We start from the raw sequence: 19,837 nt of genomic DNA, 5'->3' as shown, positions 1-19,837 counted from the left end.
ATATTCGTTGGTACAACGAAAAACGTATCAAAGTATCTCTGGGACGTTTAAGTCCTGTGGAATACCGGCACAAGCTTGGCCTAGCCGCATAAAACCAGTCCAAGTTTTTATCCGCACCTCCGGCGGGTCAGTTTTGCGTGGAAATTAACATAGTGTGCAGGCTATGGAGGCATTGGATTTTTATTTCCAGAGAAGCCAGTCTGACAAGCTCAAGAACGCCAGCTACAGAATCGCGTCATCCGCCGTCCTTGGAAAGATTGGTGGCGCTGGCTACAAGCGCTGGCTTCAAGAGGTGAAGGGGCAGAACTACACCGAGCCACGGCGCAGCCTCGCAGAATCTCATGGGCTTTACCGAGCATCGGGTAGAGAAGGCTTGGAAAAACTGTATTCACGGGCCTACGTGTTCGCATTGATTCGTAAGTTCAATGCCGAAGGGCTTGAGGTGACAAAGGAAGATTTTGATCGAATCGTCCATCCTCGGGGCTACCCCGCCACAGCCTAGAAGCCAAAGAGCCCGGAGTGTCCCGGGCTCTTTTTTTCACTAACCGTGTCAAAGTTTTTTCACCAACTTGGCAAAGTTTTCACCAATGGTGGCATTCGACATCATCAAACGTCGATATTGCCAGCGCGCAAGGCGTTGTCTTCAATGAAGTTACGGCGTGGTTCCACTTCGTCGCCCATCAGCATGGTGAACACGCGGTCGGCTTCGATGGCGTCGTTGATTCGGACCTGCAGCAAGCTGCGGACGTTGGGGTCCATGGTGGTTTCCCACAGCTGCTCGGGGTTCATTTCACCCAGACCCTTGTAGCGCTGGCGGCCCGTGGTGCGTTCGGCTTCGGAGATCAGCCAGGTCATGGCCTGACGGAAGTCGCTCACTTTTTCGGTCTTGGCCTTGTCGCCTTCGCCGCGCGTGACCTTGGCGCCTTCATTGAGCAGGCCGTTGAAGTTCTGTGCCTCGGCAGACAGCGCGGCATAGTCATGGCTGCGCACGAACTCCTGTGTGAGGATGGAGCTCTTGATGTTGCCGTGATGGTGGCGGCTGATGCGCAAGATGGGGTGCTCGCTGTTCGGGTCGATCTCGGCCGTGACGGCGGCAGGCACGCCGGTAGCGGAGAGTTCGCGCAGCTTGGCTTCCAGTACGGAGGCGCAAGCCTGGGCGTCTTCCATCGTGTCCAGCGTGATCTGCACGCCGTCGGCAATGGCGCGCAGGGCTTCGGCATCCATGAAGTTGGACAGGCGCTCGATCACGGTTTCTGCCGCCAGATGCATGTCGGCCAGCTTGGCCAGCTCTTCACCGTCAACGGTGCGGGCATTGGCGCCACCGGTGTCCACGCTGGCGTGGTTCAGCGCAATCCTGAGCAGGTAGCGGTCCAGTGCCGGGCCGTCCTTCAGATACAGCTCTTCCTTGCCGTTCTTGACCTTGTACAGCGGCGGCTGGGCAATGTAGATGTGGCCGCGCTCGACCAGATCCGGCATCTGACGGTAGAAGAAGGTCAGCAGCAGGGTGCGGATGTGGGCGCCGTCAACGTCTGCGTCGGTCATGATGATGATGCGGTGGTAGCGCAGCTTGTCGACGTTGTAGTCGTCGCTGCCGCTCTTGCCCGATTCTTCGCTGGCCTTGCCGATGCCGGTGCCCAATGCGGTAATCAGGGTGATGATTTCCTGGCTGGAGAGCAGCTTTTCGTAGCGGGCTTTTTCCACGTTCAGGATCTTGCCGCGCAGGGGCAGGATGGCCTGGAACTTGCGGTCGCGGCCTTGCTTGGCGGAGCCGCCGGCGGAGTCACCCTCGACGATGTAGATTTCGCACAGCGAGGGGTCTTTTTCCTGGCAGTCGGCCAGTTTGCCGGGCAGGCCCATGCCGTCCAGCACGCCCTTGCGGCGAGTCATTTCACGGGCCTTTCGGGCCGCTTCGCGGGCGCGAGCGGCTTCCACGATCTTGCCGCAGAGAATCTTGGCGTCGCCCGGCTTTTCTTCCAGGTAATCGGTGAGCAGCTTGCCGACGATGTCTTCCACGGGCGCACGCACTTCGGAGCTGACCAGCTTGTCCTTGGTCTGGCTGGAGAACTTGGGCTCGGGCACCTTGACCGACAGCACGCAGCACAGGCCTTCGCGCATATCGTCGCCGGTAACATCCACCTTGGCCTTCTTGGCCAGTTCGTGGTCGGCAATGTATTTGCCGATCACGCGGGTCATGGCGGCGCGCAGGCCGGTCAGGTGGGTGCCGCCGTCACGCTGGGGAATGTTGTTGGTGAAGCACAGCACTTGCTCGGCATAGCTGTCGTTCCACTGCATGGCCACTTCCACACCGATTTCGGTGCCGGGAATGCCGCCATAGGAATCTGCAGGACGCGTGCCCACGGCATGGAAGGTGGTGGGGTGCAGCACTTTCTTGGTGCCGTTGATGAACTCCACAAAGCCCTTGACGCCTCCGGCGCCCGAGAAGTCGTCTTCCTTGCCGTCGCGCTCGTCCTTGAGACGAATGCGCACGCCGTTGTTCAGGAAGGAGAGTTCGCGCAGGCGCTTGGCCAGGATCTCATAGCGGAACTCGAAGTTTTCCTTGAAGATTTCCTGGTCGGGCAAGAAGTGCACCTTGGTGCCGCGCTTGTCGCTGGGGCCCAACACGCGCATGGGCGAGACTTCCACGCCGTCCACCACCTCGATCAGGCGGTTTTGCACAAAGCCGCGCGCGAAGTCGATCTCGTAGCGTTGGCCTTCGCGGCTGACGGTGAGCTTGAGCCAGATGGACAGCGCATTCACGCAGGACACGCCCACGCCGTGCAAACCGCCCGAGACCTTGTAGCTGTTCTGGTTGAACTTGCCGCCGGCGTGCAGTTCGGTCAGGGCGATTTCGGCCGCCGAGCGCTTGGGCTCGTGCTTGTCGTCCATCTTCACGCGGGTGGGAATGCCACGGCCGTTGTCGATGACGGACAGCGAGCCGTCGGCATGGATGGTGACCAGAATGTCGTCGCAGTGACCGGCCAGGGCTTCGTCGATGGAGTTGTCCACCACTTCGAAGACCAGGTGGTGCAGGCCTGTGCCATCGGAGGTATCACCGATGTACATGCCGGGGCGCTTGCGCACAGCTTCCAGACCTTCAAGAATCTGGATCGCGCCTTCGCCATAGCCTTCGCTGGCACCGGGCTGCTGGGAGTCGATCTTGGGGGCCTGCTCCGGCTCGGGAGTGCCTTGAGGTTCGGGCAGCGTGTTGTCAGCGGTCATGAAAGAAAGCCTTGCGATCCGGTGGAGGCTTGACGCCTCCCAAAAGAAAATATCTGTCAAACAGCCTTGCAGCGCTTATTCGTCAAGCGCTGCAAGCTATTGAATTATGAGCATTAGCAGTCAGCAAACCCGCGCTTAAATGCGCATGGGCATGACGACGTACTTGAAGCTGTCGTTCTCGGGGATGGAAACCAGCGCCGAGCTGTTGCCGTCCTGCAGATCGATCTTGACCATGTCCTGGCTCATATTGGTCAGCACGTCGATCAGATAGGTCACGTTGAAGCCAATCTCGATGGTGTCGCCACCGTAGTCGATATCGAGTTCGTCCATGGCCTCTTCCTGCTCGGCATTGTTGGATGCCACGCGCAGCGTGCCGGGCTCCACCGACAGACGCACGCCCTTGAACTTGTCGCTGGTCATGATGGCCGTGCGCTGCAGGCTGGCCAGCAGCGGGGCGCGGCCCAGGGTGACGCTGTTTTGATGGTTGCGCGGAATGACGCGGTTGTAGTCGGGAAACTTGCCTTCGACCAGCTTGGTCACGAACTCCATGCCGCCAAAGGTGAACTTGGCCTGGTTGTTCGCGAACTGCATCTCGATCACGGGCTGGTTGTCGCCGCTGGCGTCGGACAGCAGGCGCTGCAACTCCAGCACCGTCTTGCGCGGCAGAATCACTTCTTGCTTGGGCACTTCCACATCCAGCGTGGCGCTGGCCCAGGCCAGACGGTGACCGTCGGTGGCCACCAGGCTCAGCTGCTTGCCTTCGGCCACGAACAGGATGCCGTTCAGGTAGTAGCGAATGTCCTGCACCGCCATGGAAAACGACACCTGGCCCAGCAAATCCTTCAGGACTTTCTGCGGCACGCTGAAGGCGGGGCCGAAAGCGGCCGACTCCTGCACCAGCGGGAAATCTTCGGCCGGCAGGGTTTGCAGCGTGAAGCGGCTCTTGCCGCCCTTCAACACCATCTTGGACTGCTGAGTCTCCAGGCTCACGGTCTGGTCGCCGGGCATGGTCTTCAGAATATCGATGAGCTTGCGGGCGCCCACCGTGGTGGTGAAGTCGCCGGTATCGCCGCCGAGTTCGGCGGTGGTGCGGATCTGGATTTCCAGATCGCTGGTCGTCAGTTGCAGGGCGTTGCCGGTCTTTTTGATCAGCACGTTCGCCAGGATGGGCAGCGTGTGGCGGCGCTCAACAATGCCTGCCACCTGTTGCAGAACCGCGAGGACTTTGTCTTGTGTGGCTTTCAGGACGATCATGTCAACCTCAGTGATTTAAGTGCGCATCTTGTAAAGCGGCGGCGCCCGCAGGGTGGTACGGGCTCTCCCTCATGCCGCTTGAATTCCCCATTTTGCCGTGTGCGTTTGACATTCATGGGGGAGTTTTCATCAACCCTTGAGCGTCTGCTCCAGCACATGCAATTGCTGGTTCAGCTCGGTATTGGTCTGACGCTCGGCCGCGATCTTGCGCACGGCGTGCAGCACCGTGGTGTGGTCGCGACCGCCAAACAGCTCGCCGATTTCGGGCAGGCTTTTTTGCGTCAGTTCCTTGGCCAGGTACATGGCAATCTGGCGCGGCCGGGCAATGCTGGCCGGGCGCTTCTTGCTGTACATGTCGGCGACCTTGATCTTGTAGTAATCCGCCACCGTCTTCTGGATGTTTTCCACAGAGATCTGACGGTTCTGGATGGACAGCAGATCGCGCAGCGCTTCGCGTGCCAGCTGAATCGACACTTCCTTCTGATTGAAGCGCGAATAGGCCAGGATCTTGCGCAGCGCGCCTTCAAGCTCGCGCACGTTGGAGCGCACGTTCTTGGCCACGAAGAAGGCAACTTCCTCGGGCATCTCGGCGTTCTCGGCGCGGGCCTTGTTAATCAGAATGGCCACGCGCATTTCCAGCTCGGGCGGCTCGATGGCCACCGTCAGGCCGGAATCAAAGCGCGAGACCAGACGTTCGTGAATATTCGCCAGCCCCTTGGGATAGGTGTCCGAGGTCATCACGATGTGGCTCTTCTTGGCCAGCAGGGCTTCGAACGCATTGAAGAATTCTTCCTGCGTCCGGTCCTTGTTGGCGAAGAACTGCACGTCGTCGATCAGCAGCAGGTCCAGCGAGTGGTAGCGCTCCTTGAACTCGTCAAAGGTGCGGCGCTGATAGGCCTTGACCACATCCGAGACGAACTGCTCGGCATGGATGTAGAGAATCTTGGCGTCCGGCTTGTCCTTGAGCAACTGGTTGCCCACGGCATGCACCAGGTGGGTCTTACCCAGACCCACGCCGCCGTAGATGAACAACGGGTTGTACAGATGGCCGGGCGAACCGGCCACATGCATGGCCGCCGAGCGGGCCATGCGGTTGGCCGTACCTTCCACCAGCGTCTCGAAGGTGAGCGCGGGGTTCAGGCGGGTGCGGAAGACGGGGGCTGCGCTTTCTTCATTGCTGACCGTGGGCACGGAAACGGAAACCGTCTCGGCCGGCGCACTGCGCTCGCCCGATGGCGGGCGCACATAGGTGCGCACCACGCTTTCGCGGTGGGCCATGGCCAGCTCCAGCGTCACAGGCTGGCCATAAAGCGACTCCAGCATGGCCGAGATTCGGCCCGCATATTGGGCACGGATCCAGTCGAGCTTGAAGCGATTGGCCACGTAGACCGTGACCTTGGAAAAATCTTCAGCAACCAGCGCCGTCAGCGGCTTGATCCAGGTGTTGAATTGCTGCTCGGGCAGCTCCTGACCCAGTTGCTCAACGCAGACCTGCCACAGGGCCTGGCCTGCGTCGTTCGTATGTTCCTCTGTCATTGTCAAAAGTCTAGTTGTGGATAGGAGGAACAGTTGCGGGGTAGCTATTGTAGCTTTTGCGGAAGTTATCCACACGGTTTCAGAAGGCAGTCCCCCGCCGCGGTGCGGGATAGCCCACCTATCCTACTGGATTGACAGGACCATGACGGCACGGCATTTGTAAAGAAAGCCGTCCCCGGTTTGAAGCCCCGCCCTACCTCTGGCAATGTGGGCTTATCTCCCTAATCAAATTCTGGGGTCATTGCATCAAAGCGCCAACACTGTGATAATCGCGGGTTTCCCTGAATGTGTTCAGGGTGATATGACCCGGGCGCCAATTTTTGGGCGCATTTTCCACCTGCTTTCGGGCATGCGGCGAGTGCTTTTGCTCCACAAGTTAACCGTTTTGCCGCAACACATGCTCGCATGTGAAAAAATACCCGGCTTGGCGGCGACAGTGTGCGGCGCAAAACCTGGATGGCGGGGCGCAGACGTAGCGCTTTGCCGACGCAAATACTGAACCTTCTCAAGGAACCAACATGAAACGTACTTACCAACCTTCCAAGACTCGCCGCGCCCGTACCCACGGTTTCCTGGTTCGCATGAAGACCAAGGGTGGCCGTGCCGTGATCAACGCTCGCCGAGCCAAGGGTCGCAAGCGCCTGGCCGTCTAAGGCCGGCATTGCTCGGCGGTCTGCTCCTTCGCTGTATTGACGGCCTCTGAACGGGGCTTTCCTATGCAACGACTGAAAACACGTCCGCAGTTCCAGGCAACCATGTCGGCGGGCACTATTGCCCGCACGCCTCACTTCGCTTTGCATCGCATGGTGCTGAGTGCGGGAGTGGATATGGCTGCCAACCCCGATACAGGGCCCGGATCGCAAGATCCGCAGGCCCTGTTTGGCATTGGTGCTGAGCGCGAGCAAGCCTGGCTGGGCGCCATGGTGCCCAAGCGCTGGGCCAAGCATTCGGTGACACGTCACACGATCAAGCGCCAGGCCTATGCCGTGGCACAAGACCATGAGACAGCGCTGCATGGCGCCTCTCATGTGGTGCGGCTGCGCTCGGGCTTTGACCGCAAGCAGTTCGTCAGTGCAAGCTCGGATGCGCTCAAGGCCGCCGTGCGCACCGAGCTGCAACAGCTGTTCGGCTCTGCAGCGCGCCGCATTGCACGCGCCAAGGCCGAGGTCGACACGCCTGCCGATGCCGATAAAAAGTCGGTTCTAGCCCAAGATATCAAAGCGCAAGAAGCTTCTACTTTGATAGCGCCCGGCACGGGAGTTGCATCATGATGCAGCGCCTGCTGATGGCTGTGGTGCGAGGCTACCGGCTGATGCTCAGCCCCTGGCTGGGCTCGGCCTGCCGGTTCGAGCCGACCTGCTCGGCCTATTCCCTTCAAGCGCTGGAGCAACACGGCGCTGCGGTAGGCTCCTATCTGACAGTGTGCCGACTGGCGCGCTGCCATCCGTGGTGTGACGGAGGGCATGATCCTGTGCCACAGCAAAAGCCCAGGCTGTTTTCCTTTCTGAATTCAGCCCCGGACTCTTCCGCGACCACCCAACCTTCCTCACCTAAGAAGTCTTCATGAACGATATTCGCCGCACCATACTGTGGGTGATATTTGGCTTTTCCATGGTTTTGCTCTGGGACAAGTGGCAAATCCATAACGGCAACAAGCCAACCTTCTTCCCCCAGCCTCAGGTCGCCAGTGCGCCTACGGCTGAGACAGCCAAGCCTGCGAATGTGGGAGTGCCTTCCGCTGCGACCGCCTCCACCAGCGACGTGCCCAACGACGCTGCGGCCACGCCCGCCGCAGCGCCCGCCACGCCTCGCCAGAACGTGACCGTGTCCAGCGACGTGCTGCGACTGACGTTTGACAGCGAAGGCGGCACGCTCAAGGGCTCCGAGCTGCTCAAGTACTCGGACACCACGGATCAGAACAAGCTGATGGCCGTGTTCGAGGAAAACGCCAAGCGCGTGTACCTGGGCCAGACGGGTCTGACCGGTGCTGCCGGCAGCTTCCCCAACCACAAGACACCGATGACCGTGATGCCTGGCGAGCGCGAGCTCAAGGATGGCCAGGACAGCGTGCAGGTTCGCTTCGAGTCGGCGCCCGTGGGCGGCGTCAAGCTGATCAAGACCTTCACCCTGAAGCGCGGCTCCTACGCCATCGACGTGCAGCACGATGTGGTCAACACCGGCACGGCGGCCGTGGCTCCCCAGCTGTATCTGCAACTGGTGCGTGACGGCAACAAGCCTGAGCACGAATCCACCTTCTACTCCACCTTCACCGGCCCTGCGGTCTATACCGAAGCCAAGAAGTACCACAAGGTGGAGTTCAAGGACATTGCCAGCGGCAAGGCCGAAGTGGACAAATCCTCCACCAACGGCTACGTGGCCATGGTGCAGCACTACTTTGCCAGCGCCTGGCTGCTGGCAGACGGCATCCAGCGCGACAACCGCGTGGCCAAGGTCGGCGACAACCTGTTTGCCGTAAGCATGGTTACCCCCCTGGGCACCGTGGAACCCGGCCAGACCAAGACCGTGTCCGCACGCCTGTTCACCGGCCCTCAGATCGAACCCATGCTCGAGTCGCTGACTCCCGGCCTGGAACTGGTCAAGGACTATGGCTGGCTGACCATTCTGGCCAAGCCGCTGTACTGGCTGCTGGCCGAGCTGCACAAATTCATCGGCAACTGGGGTTGGTCCATCGTGGCCCTGGTGGTGCTGCTGAAGATTGCTTTCTACTGGTTCAACGCCAAGGCTTACAGCTCGATGGCCAAGATGAAGGCCATCAACCCCAAGATTCAGGAAATGCGCGAGCGCCTGAAGGACAAACCTCAGCAGATGCAGCAGGAGATGATGCGCATCTACCGCGAGGAAAAGGTCAACCCCATGGGCGGCTGTCTGCCCATCATCATCCAGATGCCGGTTTTCATGGCCTTGTACTGGGTGCTGCAGTCCAGCGTGGAAATTCGCAATGCTCCCTGGATTGGCTGGATTCACGATCTGTCGATGCCCGATCCGTTCTTCATCCTGCCGCTGCTGATGACGCTGTCCTCGCTGCTGCAAACGGCGCTGAACCCCGCACCTCCAGACCCCATGCAGGCCAAGATGATGTGGATCATGCCGCTGATGTTCAGCGTGATGTTCTTCTTCTTCCCCGCCGGTCTGGTGCTGTACTGGCTGACGAACAACATCTTGTCGATTGCCCAGCAGTGGATCATCAACAAGCGTATGGGTGTGCCGCCTCAGTTCAACCTGCCCAAGTTTGGCAAGGCTGCCGAGAGCAAATAAGCTTCGCTGAAGCCACCAAGCCGCTACCCGCTAGGGTGGCGGCTTTTTTCATGGGAGATTGATCAAAAAACAGGCAATCAGACTGCATGGTTTTTTGAACTTCAGCCCATACATATCAAACACTTGAAGCTATCAAATAGATAGTAAATATCGGCATGCACGATATGCCCCACAGCCACCTCAAAGCCTGGTGCGGGCTATCATCGCGGCGCTGTTGTACCGCTTATCTTCTGGAAAGACTCTCCACCCATGTTGCCCCGCCATAACGACCCCATTGCCGCCATCGCCACCGCTCCAGGGCGCGGGGCCGTGGGCATTGTGCGGGTCTCGGGCAAAGGCATTGCGGCGCTGGTGAAAGCACTGTGCGGCAAGGATTTGAAGCCGCGCGAAGCCACGTACCTACCCTTCAAGGATGCAGCCGGCTCGCCCATAGACCACGGTCTGGCCATTTACTTCCCCGGCCCGCACAGCTACACGGGCGAAGACGTGCTGGAGCTTCAGGCCCATGGCGGCCCCGTGGTGTTGCAGCTGCTGCTGGCCCGCTGCCTGGAGGCAGCACAACAAGTAAGCGAACACTCCAAATCAGCCACATTGCCCGGTTTGCGGCTGGCCCAGCCCGGCGAGTTCACCGAACGCGCTTTTCTGAATGACAAAATCGACCTGGCCCAGGCCGAGGCGATTGCCGATCTGATCGACGCCAGCACCGAAGCCGCCGCGCGCAGCGCCAGCCGCTCGCTGTCGGGCGCGTTCTCCCAGGAAATCCATGTGTTGCGCGAAGCGCTGGTGCATTTGCGCATGCTGGTCGAGGCCACGCTGGACTTTCCCGAAGAGGAAATCGACTTTCTGCAAAAAGCCGATGCCTTCGGCCAGTTGGAGCGCCTGCGTGCGCAGGTAGCCACCGTGCTAGGCAAGGCCCACCAAGGCGCCCTGCTGCGCGAAGGCATCAAGGTGGTGATCGCCGGCCAGCCCAATGCCGGCAAAAGCTCGCTGCTCAATGCCCTGGCCGGGGCGGAGCTGGCCATCGTCACCCCCATCGCCGGCACCACCCGCGACAAGGTGCAGCAAACCATTCAGATCGAAGGTGTGCCCCTGCACGTGATCGACACTGCCGGCCTGCGCGACAGCGAGGACGAGGTGGAGCGCATAGGCATTGCCCGCGCCTGGGACGAAATCGCCGCCGCCGACGCCGTGCTGTTTCTGCACGACCTCACCCGCATGGAGCAGGCCGACTATGTGGCCGCCGATGCGGCCATTGGCCAGACGCTGCAGCAAAAGCTACCGCATCAGGTACCCGTCATCCATGTCTGGAACAAGACCGACACCGCCGCCGCAGGCGTGCTGGAGCGCTGCGCGGCGGCCGTGGAGACGGCCCAGGTCGCGCTGTCGGCCCGCACCGGCGATGGACTGGATGCGCTGCGCCGCCATCTGCTGCAAGTGGCGGGCTGGCAATCGGCCCCCGAAGGCCTGTATCTGGCCCGCGCCCGCCATGTGGAAGCGCTTCAGGCCGTGGCAGCGCACCTGGAGATGGCCGACGAGCAGCTCGCGGCCCAGGCCGCTCACCTGGACTTGCTGGCTGAGGAGCTGCGTCTGGCCCAGCTGTCGCTGAACTCAATTACCGGCGAATTCAGCTCGGATGACTTGCTGGGCGTCATCTTCAGCTCGTTCTGCATAGGAAAATAAGAGCGGCTTGCACTCAGCTCATCTTGATTTCAAGGCATTTCATGCCTGAAATCAAATCATAGCTTGCGTCACAAGCTCCTATTCAGGGAGTATTTTCCAGCCCCGGCATGCCGGCGCGTATGGCACGGGAAAAGTCCACGCCGGCCTGCGCATCGCTGACCTCGGCCGATGATTGCCAGGCCTTGGCCCGCTCGGTGATATCGCCCGCCAGGCGCAATTCATTGAGTGAATAGCCGGGCGTGAGCACACCCAGGCTGTTCAGGTATTCGGGCAGATAGCCCGAAGCCAGCAGCCGCCAGTCCAGCGGCAACGTGGCCCCCACACGCCGCGCCAGCTGCCAGACGATGGTGGTGCAATTGGCCGTAAGCGTGTTGTAGAAACGCGGCTTGTCGTTGAGCGAGTCGGCCTCCCGCGCATAGGCCATGAACAGCTCGCGCATCACGCTCTGGCGCATATTCAAACGGTACAACCTGAGCTGCTCGCCCCGTATATTGGTGCGAACGGCCAGGATATCGCGCTCATCCGCAGCGATCAGCGCCAGCTCGTAACGTCGGAAAAACCCGGCCAGCGCATCGAACTGCTCGCCTTTTTGCTTGCGGATTTCAATGGAAAAGACGACATGCTCTCCGTTGTTGAAGCCAAAAGACACCAGCGTGTGCGCGATTGCCGGCCCCATCCAGTACGAAGTGGCCACGTCCACACTGGCCAGCTGTGCCAACTCATAGCGGCGCGATTCCCAGCGCACGTCATAGTCCTCATCGCTGCGCCAGCGGAAATTGCGCACATTCTTCAACAGAACGCGCTGACGTGAATCGGCCAAAGCACCATCGGCCTGCAGCTGCATGTGCACGGCCACATCGTCTGCCCAGTCACGCCTGCCGCTGGGCACGATCTGCCGCCACCATGTCAGCATCAGCAGCAGGCTGACCACCCACAAAGCGGCGCTGACCGCAGGCAGGCCCCGGCCTAGCCCCCAGAAGCCGCAGCCAGCCAGCCACAGCAGCCAGGCCGCCATCCAGAGCAGACGCAACACCGCATTGCCAGGCCCCTGGAACCAGATGGCTCCCAGGCCCCACAGCGCCGCTGCGGCCAGCAGCAGCATGAAAACAGTCATGAGCAGCAAGTCGGTCCCGCTCCTTTTTCACGAACCTGGCCGTAACGACGGCCGATGCAGCCGGAGTGTGCGGCGTTTACGCCAGACAATGCAGCTTGATGCAAGTTTTGCTACAAAAAACAGCAGTTACCGGATTGGCGAAAACGCCACGCTGACTTAGCATGCCTGCCAGCCACCGCTCGCGGCCTGTACATCTGCTTTCAATCTTCGAGATCTCCGCCGTCCATGTCCACCATTGCCACGCACCACGACCTGTCCGCCCTTATGCAAGCCATGACCTCGTCCATGGCGGCTGACAGCGCACAAAGCGTGTTGCATGCGGGGCAGTGGGAAATGCTGGCCCCCTATCTGGTGCCCGTCAAGCTGAGCGTCAGCGAGACACTATTTGCCGAAGGCGCACTGGACCGCAACCTGTACCTGGTGGAATCCGGCTCTCTGAGTGTGCATTACCAGGATGCCAAGGAGCGCATCCGCCTGGCCCTGGTCGGCCCCGGCGCCGTGCTGGGCGAAGGAGCCTTCTTTGCCCACCGCCCCCGCCGCGCCACGGTACAGGCCTCCACGCCCAGCCGCCTCTGGTGCCTCACGGCTCTGCGCTTTTCGGAACTCTCCAACCGCCAGCCGGCTCTGGCACTGGCTTTGGTCGTCATGGCCGGCCAGGTGCTGGCTCGACGCGCCAGTGACAGCCGCCGCCGCATCGCCAGCACCTGAAGGCTGCGTGGCAATGAGACCACGCCCTCAGACTTCAGCCAGCAGTGCCATTGCCGACATACCCAGTATTAGGTAATCATGGCTTGGCATCCTCCAAGCTGTTGGCCGACTTTGAGCAAATTGGCGGGCGCGGACCTTTGATGCACATCGGATGAATGTGCACATTGCGGCAAATAAAGGCGGCTCACCCACGGGAACAGGCAAAATATCTTCATTTGTAAAAATGGGTTTTAAAGAGGGCAGCATGTCTTTGTTCCAATGGCTCACTCGCAGGCCGCGTACAGAGGGCAGTGCCATCCGCACTGAAGCGCCCAAGGACCGCCATGATTCGGAGCATCCGCGCAGCGAACGCTCGGCACGCCGCGAGCAGCTCTATTCCGTCGTGCGCGATGCCATGGTGCGCGTCAGCATTCTGTCGGCAGGCTATAAGTTCAAAGTGCTTTCGCTGGATAACGCGGGCCAGCGCTTTGTGGTCATGGTGGATCTGGACCATGCCTATGCGGCCGAGCCCGCACGCCTGCGAGAAATTGAGGGCTTGATTGCCGATTTGGCCAAGGCCCGCATGGCTGCCATCGTGCACGCCGTGTACTGGCGTGTGAGCGAGCAGCTCAAACCCGCAAAACCACCAGCAGAAGCCAGCGCCAGCCCATCACCGCTGAACTCAGCCGTACAGCAGCTGCATCAGGCCCGCGCGGCAAGGGCCACTCAGCCCGCACGCTCCTTGCCACGATCCTTCGAGCCCATCGATGCACAAGAGATGGATGCCTTCAGGCTGGCTGTGGCAGCCTCGGGAACTATCGATGTGCAGCACCCGCGTCAGTCATCCACCGCGCACGGCCAGCAGCGCTCCGGCCCGCTATTGGGGCCCGGCACGCAGGGGCACGAAGAGGCTCGCAGCGACTTCCATGCCTCGGATATGGGTTCTTTGGGTGTGACCCAGTACGGCGAGCTGCGCTAAGCCGGTCGCCGGGCGACTGTGCCGGACTCAATGCCCGGCGAAATCCACCAGTGTGAACAACGACAGGCCTTTTTCGCGCAAATGGGCAGAGCCGCCCAGCTCGGGCAAGTCCACAATGGCCGCACCCTCGATGACGGTGGCGCCCAGCTTTTCCAGCAATTTCTTGCCTGCCATCATGGTGCCGCCGGTGGCAATCAGATCATCGATCAGCAGCACCCGGTCACCGGGTTTGACGGCATCGGTATGCAACTCCACCGTGGCGCTGCCGTATTCCAGCTCATAAGTCTCCTCCACCGTGGTGAAGGGCAGTTTGCCTTTTTTACGAATGGGCACAAAGCCGACATTGAGCTCGTGGGCGATCACGGCCCCCAGGATGAAGCCGCGGGCATCCAGGCCGGCCACCACATCGGGACGCAGATCGCGGTCCATGTAGCGGTGTACAAAAGCGTCCGTCATCACGCGAAAGACCTTGGGGTCTTGCAGCAGGGGCGTGATGTCACGAAATTGCACACCGGGCGCTGGCCAGTCGGACACGGTGCGAATGTGGGCGCGCAGATAGTCGTTAACACTGGTGTGGGATTGCATGGCGCTGAGGATGATCGCTTGGGGGGAAGTCAGTGTAGTAGCTGGCATCCACCAGAACGCCCAAAGGGATAAACGGCAAGAACCCGGCCCGGTATAGATCGCCTGCGCTGGCTAGAATCCTAGACATGAATTCTGCTGCCGCCCCAACCCGTCCCGACGACGCTCCGAATGCCCTGCGCCTGGCGCGCGAAGCACTCGCCATCGAAGTTGAAGCCCTGCAAGCCATGTCGCAGCGTCTCAACGGCGATTTCACCCAGGTCGTGCAGCGTATTCTGCAGATTTCGGGCCGCGTCGTGGTCATGGGCATGGGCAAAAGCGGCCACGTAGGCCGCAAGATTGCCGCCACACTGGCATCGACCGGCACGCCCGCCTTCTTTGTGCACCCGGCCGAGGCCAGCCACGGCGATCTCGGCATGCTCACCACGGACGATCTGGTGCTGGCACTGTCCAACAGCGGCGAGACCGATGAGCTCACGGGCGTGCTGCCCGCAATCAAGCGTCAAGGCATTCCTCTGGTGGCTGTGACCGGCGGCCTGCGCTCCACACTGGCCAAGCACGCCGACTGGGTGCTGGACACCCAGGTAGAGCGCGAAGCCTGCCCGCTGAACTTGGCGCCTACCGCCAGCACCACAGCCCAGCTGGCCATGGGCGATGCCCTGGCCGTAGCCCTGCTCGATGCGCGCGGCTTCGGTGCCGAAGACTTTGCCCGCTCCCACCCGGGCGGCTCGCTGGGCCGCAAGCTGCTCACCCATGTGCGCGATGTGATGCGCAGCGGCAAAGACCTGCCCTTTGTCACCCAGGATGCCAGTTGCATGGATTTGATGCGTGAGATGAGCGCCAAGGGCCTGGGCTGCTCTGCCGTGGTCGATGCACAGGGCATGCTGGTGGGTATCTTCACCGACGGCGACCTGCGCCGCTGTGTAGAAGCGGGCATCGATCTGCGCGAGCGCAAGGCCGGCGACGTCATGCATGCCAATCCGCGCACCATCAACGCCGATCTGCTGGCCGTGGCTGCAGCCCGCGTGATGGAAGAGCAGGGCATCACCACCGTGCTGGTGGCCGACGCGCAACAGAGCCTGCAAGGCGTGGTGCATATTCGTGACCTGATGCGAGCCAAGGTGATCTGATGCAGCAAACAACCTCAACTCCCCGCCAGCAATGGGCTCCCGAGCTGTTGCTCAAGGCCCAGGATGTGCGCGTGGTATTTTTTGATGTGGATGGCGTACTCACTGACGGCGGTCTGTACTTCAGCGGCGAGGGCGAGGTACTCAAGCGCTTTCACACCCTGGATGGCCATGGGCTCAAGATGCTGCAGAAAGCCGGTATCACTCCCGCCGTGGTGACGGGGCGCGACTCTCCCGCCCTGCGCTTGCGCCTGCGCAATCTCGGCATTGAGCACGCACGCTTTGGCACCGAGGACAAGGTACCGGCTGCCGAGTCCATACTGGCCGAGCTGGGCCTGCAATGGAGCCAGACCGCCGCCATGGGAGACGACTGGCCCGATCTACCCGTGCTGCAACGCAGTATTTTTGCCTGTGCCCCCGCCAATGCCCACGAAGAGGTTTTGGCCGTGGCCGATCACATCACCACTCGCTGCGGCGGCGATGGCGCAGTACGCCAGCTGTGCGACCTGCTGCTGGCGGCACGCGGCGCCTATGCCGGCCTGCTGGCCGATTACACATCATGAGCACCTCATGGCGACGCTATAGCGACAGGGCCACGCTGTATCTGCCAGCCCTGCTCATGGCGCTGCTGGCCCTGGGCACCTGGTGGCTGGTACGCAATGCGCCGCAGCCGGTTAGTTCGGGCGTGCAAAAAGTGCGCGTGCACGAGCCCGACTACTTTATGAAAGATTTCTCGATCAAGAATTTTGAAGCCTCCGGACGCCTCAAGACCCGTTTGACGGGTACCCAGGGTCGCCACTATCCGGATACCGATACGCTGGAAGTGGATGAGGCGCGCATGCTCAGCATCACGCCCGATAACCGCACCTCGGTAGGCAGCGCCAAGCGTGCCTTGAGCAATGGCGACGGCTCTGAAGTCCAGCTCTTTGGCGATGCCGTGATCACCCGTGAGGCCGTCGCGGCCGCCCCGGGTAAAAAAGCGGTTCCGCCCATGCAGATAAGCAGCGAATTTCTGCAGATCTGGCCCAATGAAGAGCGTATCAGCACCCACAAGCCCGTGGTCATGACCCGTGGTGAAGATCGCTTCACCGGCGACAGCATGGAATACGGCAATCTGGACCAGGTGCTGCAGATGAATGGCCGGGTCAAAGGCTTCATCCAGCCCAGCAAGCGCTGACCAGCCATGACCCGCACCAGCTCAGCCCCAACCCGCCCTTTGGTTTACATCACGGGCGCATCCAGCGGTATTGGCCAGGCTCTGGCCCTGCGCTATTACCAGGCCGGCTATACCTTGGCCTTGGTCGCACGGCGCACGCAGCTCATGCAGGAATGGGCTTTGGAACAGCAGCTGGAGCCCCAGCGCTACGCACTCTATGCAGCCGACATCGCCGTGATTGACAGCGCCTGTGCAGCAGGCCGCCGCTGCCTGGAGCAGCAAGGTTTGCCGGACATCGTCATCGCCAATGCAGGCATCAGCTGGGGCGTGGACACCGCACTGCGTGAGGACCTTGAAGTCATGCAGCAGGTACTGGCCGTGAACACCACGGGTATGGCGGCCAGCTTTCAGCCTTTCATCGCCCCCATGCTGGAACGCGGCTCCGGCAGCCTGGTCGGCATTGCCAGTGTGGCTGGAATCAGGGGTTTGCCAGGCCATGGTGCATATTGCGCAAGCAAATCTGCAGCCATTGCATACTGCGAAAGTTTGCGTGGGGAATTACAGACATCCGGCGTGCAAGTAATCACTTTGCTGCCGGGATATGTGGATACGCCACTGACCCAAAATAATCCTTATGCCATGCCTTTCTTACTCAGCCCGCAGGTATTTGCAGCCCGGGCTTTCAAAGCCATTGAGAGAAAAACCAGCTATTCCACCATCCCCTGGCAAATGGGCTTGGTCGCAAAGATAATGCGCTTTTTACCAAATACAATTTGGGACAAACTCCTTGTAGGAAAAAGCCGCAAACCTCGGTATCTACAATCCAACAAGTAAGTAATTGCGCGCTTAGAGGCCCTGGTCTTCGAGCTACGATTACCCAAAAAGATAAAGGCACCAAATGGTGCCTTTATCTTTTTGATGCAGAACAAGCTGCATCAAAAAATATCATTCTCCTTGGTTATTACCACCGCCATAACCGCCACGGCCACCGTGACGAGGACCGGAACCATAGGGGCTGCGGAAGCCACCATCACCCCGGCCGTAGCTGCCGCCATCACCGCGGCCGCCCCCATATCCACCACCACCTCCACCCTCGTTGCGACCGTAGCCGCCATCGCGACCGCCACCATATCCGCCACCGCCGCCAAAGCCACCAGGGCGGGGAGCGCGCGGCTCCATGGGTCGAGCCTCATTCACTACCAGGCTGCGGCCACCCAGCGGTTGGCCATTCATGCCCTGAATTGCCGCCAACGCCTCAGATTCACTGGCCATTTCCACAAAGCCAAAGCCTTTGGAACGTCCGGTGTCCCGTTCCATCATGACGCGTGCACTGGTAACTGCGCCAAATTGGCCGAAGGCCTGCTCCAAGTCGTTGTCACGCACACCATAAGGAAGGTTGCCGACATAAAGCTTATTACCCATAACTCCTCAACTCCTCAATGCTTTCAATTTGGCGATCAATTTCAGGATTTCAGCATCCAGTTGCTTGCGAAAGCGCATGCACAGACCCAAATGCCGATTCATTTCCGAACGGGGAATGCTCCAGAAACAATTATGAAGCAGGGCTGGTAGAAAAATAAATGCTCCAAATCGAGGGGGTGACAGCGTTTGGGCAACAAAAAAGGGATCCGAAGATCCCTTTTATCTAGTAAGCGAGGTTGCCCGTTGCTTAGTAGCTGTTGCGACGGCCGTAGCCACCGCCATCACCACGGCCGCCGCCGAAGCCGCCGCCGCCGCCTTCACGGCCGCCACCGAAGCCGCCGCCGAAGCCGCCGGAACGGGGAGGACGGGCTTCCATGGGACGTGCTTCGTTCACAACGAGGTCACGGCCACCGTGGTTTTGACCGTGCAGGCCTTGGATAGCAGCTTGTGCTTCGGCATCGCTGCCCATTTCCACAAAACCGAAACCCTTGGAACGGCCGGTGTCGCGCTCCATCATGACCTTGGCGCTGTTCACAGTGCCGAATTCGCTGAAGGCTTGCTCCAGATCTTGGTCGCGGAAAGAGTAAGGCAGATTGCCGACGTAAAGCTTGTTGCCCATGATGGACTCCTGAAAAAACATGAAAACGCGATGGAGCCCTAGGGAGTCAACAACGGATGACAACGTTAGAGACGCAAACGCACTCGCCTATGAAGAAATAGTATCTCTACACAAAGACTTCGTCATTATGTGGCAGAAGCTTTGTCCATGTTTTACGAAAAGGCTAAATTTCATGCTCGTAACAACATCGAGCGCCTGGGATTTACCCTCAAATGTAAAAATGGAATAAAAAAACAGCTTTTTGTCTTACATAGATCAAATGTTAGAATAAAACCCTACTGTCCCTGGGGAGTAGGCCGTCCGGCACGCAATTCATGCAGCCGGATGCATGTGTCAACAGACTTGAGCCTTCGTGGCTTATGGCATATGCGGCCTGCGGTGCAACACCGCAGTGCGACCGGCCGAGACCATTGACCGTGCGCCAATCCCATAACGATTCATGGGCCGGAGTTGGTGCGTGGTCAATGCGTTTTGGCATCACTCCGGCCCCATACCCCTCATGATTGAAGCTTTCCTAGTGTCCACCTCCAGCGTCACGCTGGCCGAGATGGGCGATAAAACGCAGTTGCTTTCCCTGGTCCTCGCGGCCAAATACCGCAAACCCATGCCGATTGTTCTGGGCATTCTGGTGGCCACTCTGGTCAATCACGCACTGGCCGGTGCCGTGGGCGCCTGGATTGCCTCGGTGCTGGGCGCTGACGTGCTGCGCTGGATTCTTGGCATTTCCTTCATCGCCATGGCGGCCTGGATGCTGATTCCGGACCAATTCGACGACGAGAGCGTAGGTAACAGCAACCGCTGGGGCATTTTCGGCACCACGGTCATGCTGTTCTTCCTGGCCGAGATGGGCGACAAGACCCAGCTGGCCACCGTGGGACTGGCTGCCAAATATGTAGGCGAGTACTTCTGGGTGATTGTGGGCACCACGCTGGGCATGATGCTGGCCAATGCGCCCGTGGTCTGGTGGGGCGACAAGATCACCAAGAAGCTGCCGATCCGCATCATTCACCGGGTATGTGCGGCCATCTTCCTGGTTCTGGGTCTGGCTGTTTTGTTCGCTCCTGCCATCCAGGCTTTGGTATAGTGAAACCACTACGCGCCGATTTGCTACAGCTTGCGGGCGCTTTATAAATCCAGCTAAAGACCCGTCCGCGAAGTGACAGTACACCGACCCGGCCTCGTTTTT

General features: G+C 60.2%; 21 protein-coding genes. 14 read left to right on the top strand and 7 right to left on the bottom strand.

Translation table 11 applies throughout. The features are described from left to right. On the top strand, positions 1-92 hold a 92-nt coding region (locus tag ACNAZA_RS16900), incomplete at its 5' end, for an IS3 family transposase (RefSeq protein ID WP_415797097.1). A 71-nt stretch (positions 93-163) separates the two neighbouring features. Further along, positions 164-502 (top strand): hypothetical protein, encoded by a 339-nt coding sequence (locus ACNAZA_RS16895; protein ID WP_415797697.1) that lies wholly within the window; start codon positions 164-166, stop codon positions 500-502. Between the two features lie 104 nt (positions 503-606). Here ACNAZA_RS16895 and gyrB read toward each other — a convergent pair whose 3' ends face one another. The 3 genes from gyrB to dnaA form a co-directional block, all read right to left on the bottom strand. After that, positions 607-3,219, bottom strand: a complete 2,613-nt coding sequence (gene gyrB, locus ACNAZA_RS16890) for a DNA topoisomerase (ATP-hydrolyzing) subunit B (RefSeq protein ID WP_415797696.1) — start codon at positions 3,217-3,219, stop codon at positions 607-609. 135 nt (positions 3,220-3,354) lie between these two features. Then, on the bottom strand, positions 3,355-4,473 hold the full coding sequence (dnaN, locus tag ACNAZA_RS16885; protein WP_120965305.1) for a DNA polymerase III subunit beta: 1,119 nt from the start codon (positions 4,471-4,473) through the stop codon (positions 3,355-3,357). 129 nt (positions 4,474-4,602) lie between these two features. Further along, positions 4,603-6,009 carry a chromosomal replication initiator protein DnaA gene (gene dnaA, locus ACNAZA_RS16880; RefSeq protein WP_120965307.1) on the bottom strand — a complete coding sequence of 469 codons (1,407 nt, stop codon included), beginning with the start codon at positions 6,007-6,009 and terminating at the stop codon, positions 4,603-4,605. A gap of 518 nt (positions 6,010-6,527) precedes the next feature. Here dnaA and rpmH point away from each other — a divergent pair. From rpmH to mnmE, 5 genes are all read left to right on the top strand, one after another. Then, complete coding sequence (gene rpmH, locus ACNAZA_RS16875; RefSeq protein WP_012207856.1) at positions 6,528-6,662, top strand: 50S ribosomal protein L34; 135 nt, start codon at positions 6,528-6,530, stop codon at positions 6,660-6,662. 63 nt (positions 6,663-6,725) lie between these two features. Beyond that, on the top strand, positions 6,726-7,280 hold the full coding sequence (locus ACNAZA_RS16870; RefSeq protein WP_415797695.1) for a ribonuclease P protein component: 555 nt from the start codon (positions 6,726-6,728) through the stop codon (positions 7,278-7,280). Further along, on the top strand, positions 7,277-7,576 hold the full coding sequence (gene yidD / locus ACNAZA_RS16865) for a membrane protein insertion efficiency factor YidD (RefSeq protein ID WP_415797694.1): 300 nt from the start codon (positions 7,277-7,279) through the stop codon (positions 7,574-7,576). The genes ACNAZA_RS16870 and yidD overlap by 4 nt, the downstream gene beginning before the upstream one ends. Then, positions 7,573-9,285 carry a membrane protein insertase YidC gene (gene yidC / locus ACNAZA_RS16860; RefSeq protein WP_415797693.1) on the top strand — a complete coding sequence of 571 codons (1,713 nt, stop codon included), beginning with the start codon at positions 7,573-7,575 and terminating at the stop codon, positions 9,283-9,285. Before yidD ends, yidC begins: the two co-directional genes overlap by 4 nt. A gap of 249 nt (positions 9,286-9,534) precedes the next feature. Beyond that, the gene (mnmE, locus tag ACNAZA_RS16855) at positions 9,535-10,965 is read left to right on the top strand and encodes a tRNA uridine-5-carboxymethylaminomethyl(34) synthesis GTPase MnmE (protein WP_415797692.1); all 1,431 of its coding nucleotides are present in this window, start codon (positions 9,535-9,537) and stop codon (positions 10,963-10,965) included. Positions 10,966-11,047: 82 nt separating this feature from the next. On the opposite strand, the gene ACNAZA_RS16850 is transcribed toward mnmE, so the two are convergent. Next, positions 11,048-12,079 (bottom strand): Lnb N-terminal periplasmic domain-containing protein, encoded by a 1,032-nt coding sequence (locus ACNAZA_RS16850; RefSeq protein WP_415797690.1) that lies wholly within the window; start codon positions 12,077-12,079, stop codon positions 11,048-11,050. Between the two features lie 225 nt (positions 12,080-12,304). Between ACNAZA_RS16850 and ACNAZA_RS16845 the strand changes: the two genes are divergently transcribed. Next, entirely contained in the window at positions 12,305-12,787 is a 483-nt protein-coding gene (locus ACNAZA_RS16845; RefSeq protein ID WP_415797689.1) for a Crp/Fnr family transcriptional regulator, read from the top strand. A gap of 244 nt (positions 12,788-13,031) precedes the next feature. After that, the gene (locus ACNAZA_RS16840) at positions 13,032-13,745 is read left to right on the top strand and encodes a hypothetical protein (protein WP_415797688.1); all 714 of its coding nucleotides are present in this window, start codon (positions 13,032-13,034) and stop codon (positions 13,743-13,745) included. A gap of 27 nt (positions 13,746-13,772) precedes the next feature. On the opposite strand, the gene ACNAZA_RS16835 is transcribed toward ACNAZA_RS16840, so the two are convergent. Beyond that, complete coding sequence (locus ACNAZA_RS16835) at positions 13,773-14,330, bottom strand: adenine phosphoribosyltransferase (protein ID WP_120965319.1); 558 nt, start codon at positions 14,328-14,330, stop codon at positions 13,773-13,775. Positions 14,331-14,455: 125 nt separating this feature from the next. Here ACNAZA_RS16835 and ACNAZA_RS16830 point away from each other — a divergent pair, with 125 nt between their 5' ends. From ACNAZA_RS16830 to ACNAZA_RS16815, 4 genes are read left to right on the top strand one after another with little or no spacing between them, the layout of a single operon-like run. Beyond that, positions 14,456-15,457, top strand: a complete 1,002-nt coding sequence (locus ACNAZA_RS16830; RefSeq protein WP_415797687.1) for a KpsF/GutQ family sugar-phosphate isomerase — start codon at positions 14,456-14,458, stop codon at positions 15,455-15,457. After that, positions 15,457-16,017 carry a KdsC family phosphatase gene (locus ACNAZA_RS16825; protein ID WP_415797686.1) on the top strand — a complete coding sequence of 187 codons (561 nt, stop codon included), beginning with the start codon at positions 15,457-15,459 and terminating at the stop codon, positions 16,015-16,017. Before ACNAZA_RS16830 ends, ACNAZA_RS16825 begins: the two co-directional genes overlap by 1 nt. Continuing rightward, complete coding sequence (lptC, locus tag ACNAZA_RS16820; protein WP_415797685.1) at positions 16,014-16,631, top strand: LPS export ABC transporter periplasmic protein LptC; 618 nt, start codon at positions 16,014-16,016, stop codon at positions 16,629-16,631. The genes ACNAZA_RS16825 and lptC overlap by 4 nt, the downstream gene beginning before the upstream one ends. A 6-nt stretch (positions 16,632-16,637) precedes the next feature. Next, the gene (locus ACNAZA_RS16815) at positions 16,638-17,444 is read left to right on the top strand and encodes an SDR family oxidoreductase (RefSeq protein ID WP_415797684.1); all 807 of its coding nucleotides are present in this window, start codon (positions 16,638-16,640) and stop codon (positions 17,442-17,444) included. Positions 17,445-17,555: 111 nt separating this feature from the next. Here ACNAZA_RS16815 and ACNAZA_RS16810 read toward each other — a convergent pair whose 3' ends face one another. Next, positions 17,556-18,032 carry an RNA recognition motif domain-containing protein gene (locus tag ACNAZA_RS16810; RefSeq protein WP_415797683.1) on the bottom strand — a complete coding sequence of 159 codons (477 nt, stop codon included), beginning with the start codon at positions 18,030-18,032 and terminating at the stop codon, positions 17,556-17,558. Positions 18,033-18,279: 247 nt separating this feature from the next. After that, positions 18,280-18,651 carry an RNA recognition motif domain-containing protein gene (locus ACNAZA_RS16805; protein ID WP_120970537.1) on the bottom strand — a complete coding sequence of 124 codons (372 nt, stop codon included), beginning with the start codon at positions 18,649-18,651 and terminating at the stop codon, positions 18,280-18,282. Positions 18,652-19,153: 502 nt separating this feature from the next. On the opposite strand from ACNAZA_RS16805, the gene ACNAZA_RS16800 reads away from it, so the two are divergent. Further along, the gene (locus ACNAZA_RS16800) at positions 19,154-19,735 is read left to right on the top strand and encodes a TMEM165/GDT1 family protein (protein ID WP_415797705.1); all 582 of its coding nucleotides are present in this window, start codon (positions 19,154-19,156) and stop codon (positions 19,733-19,735) included. Positions 19,736-19,837: the final 102 nt, after the last annotated feature.

This window comes from Comamonas aquatilis, assembly GCF_965139575.1.
In the GTDB taxonomy this organism is placed as follows: Bacteria; Pseudomonadota; Gammaproteobacteria; order Burkholderiales; family Burkholderiaceae_C; genus Comamonas; species Comamonas aquatilis.
The sequence above is the reverse complement of the archived record's forward strand: the minus strand, read 5'-3'. Positions and strand labels throughout refer to the sequence as shown.

Bases quoted from the DNA above. Each gene is read 5' to 3' on its own strand.
- ACNAZA_RS16895 (WP_415797697.1), top strand. From the start codon at position 164: ATGGAGGCATTGGATTTTTATTTCCAGAGAAGCCAGTCTGACAAGCTC.
- gyrB (WP_415797696.1), bottom strand. From the start codon at position 3,219: ATGACCGCTGACAACACGCTGCCCGAACCTCAAGGCACTCCCGAGCCG.
- dnaN (WP_120965305.1), bottom strand. From the start codon at position 4,473: ATGATCGTCCTGAAAGCCACACAAGACAAAGTCCTCGCGGTTCTGCAA.
- dnaA (WP_120965307.1), bottom strand. From the start codon at position 6,009: ATGACAGAGGAACATACGAACGACGCAGGCCAGGCCCTGTGGCAGGTC.
- rpmH (WP_012207856.1), top strand. From the start codon at position 6,528: ATGAAACGTACTTACCAACCTTCCAAGACTCGCCGCGCCCGTACCCAC.
- ACNAZA_RS16870 (WP_415797695.1), top strand. From the start codon at position 6,726: ATGCAACGACTGAAAACACGTCCGCAGTTCCAGGCAACCATGTCGGCG.
- yidD (WP_415797694.1), top strand. From the start codon at position 7,277: ATGATGCAGCGCCTGCTGATGGCTGTGGTGCGAGGCTACCGGCTGATG.
- yidC (WP_415797693.1), top strand. From the start codon at position 7,573: ATGAACGATATTCGCCGCACCATACTGTGGGTGATATTTGGCTTTTCC.
- mnmE (WP_415797692.1), top strand. From the start codon at position 9,535: ATGTTGCCCCGCCATAACGACCCCATTGCCGCCATCGCCACCGCTCCA.
- ACNAZA_RS16850 (WP_415797690.1), bottom strand. From the start codon at position 12,079: ATGACTGTTTTCATGCTGCTGCTGGCCGCAGCGGCGCTGTGGGGCCTG.
- ACNAZA_RS16845 (WP_415797689.1), top strand. From the start codon at position 12,305: ATGTCCACCATTGCCACGCACCACGACCTGTCCGCCCTTATGCAAGCC.
- ACNAZA_RS16840 (WP_415797688.1), top strand. From the start codon at position 13,032: ATGTCTTTGTTCCAATGGCTCACTCGCAGGCCGCGTACAGAGGGCAGT.
- ACNAZA_RS16835 (WP_120965319.1), bottom strand. From the start codon at position 14,330: ATGCAATCCCACACCAGTGTTAACGACTATCTGCGCGCCCACATTCGC.
- ACNAZA_RS16830 (WP_415797687.1), top strand. From the start codon at position 14,456: ATGAATTCTGCTGCCGCCCCAACCCGTCCCGACGACGCTCCGAATGCC.
- ACNAZA_RS16825 (WP_415797686.1), top strand. From the start codon at position 15,457: ATGCAGCAAACAACCTCAACTCCCCGCCAGCAATGGGCTCCCGAGCTG.
- lptC (WP_415797685.1), top strand. From the start codon at position 16,014: ATGAGCACCTCATGGCGACGCTATAGCGACAGGGCCACGCTGTATCTG.
- ACNAZA_RS16815 (WP_415797684.1), top strand. From the start codon at position 16,638: ATGACCCGCACCAGCTCAGCCCCAACCCGCCCTTTGGTTTACATCACG.
- ACNAZA_RS16810 (WP_415797683.1), bottom strand. From the start codon at position 18,032: ATGGGTAATAAGCTTTATGTCGGCAACCTTCCTTATGGTGTGCGTGAC.
- ACNAZA_RS16805 (WP_120970537.1), bottom strand. From the start codon at position 18,651: ATGGGCAACAAGCTTTACGTCGGCAATCTGCCTTACTCTTTCCGCGAC.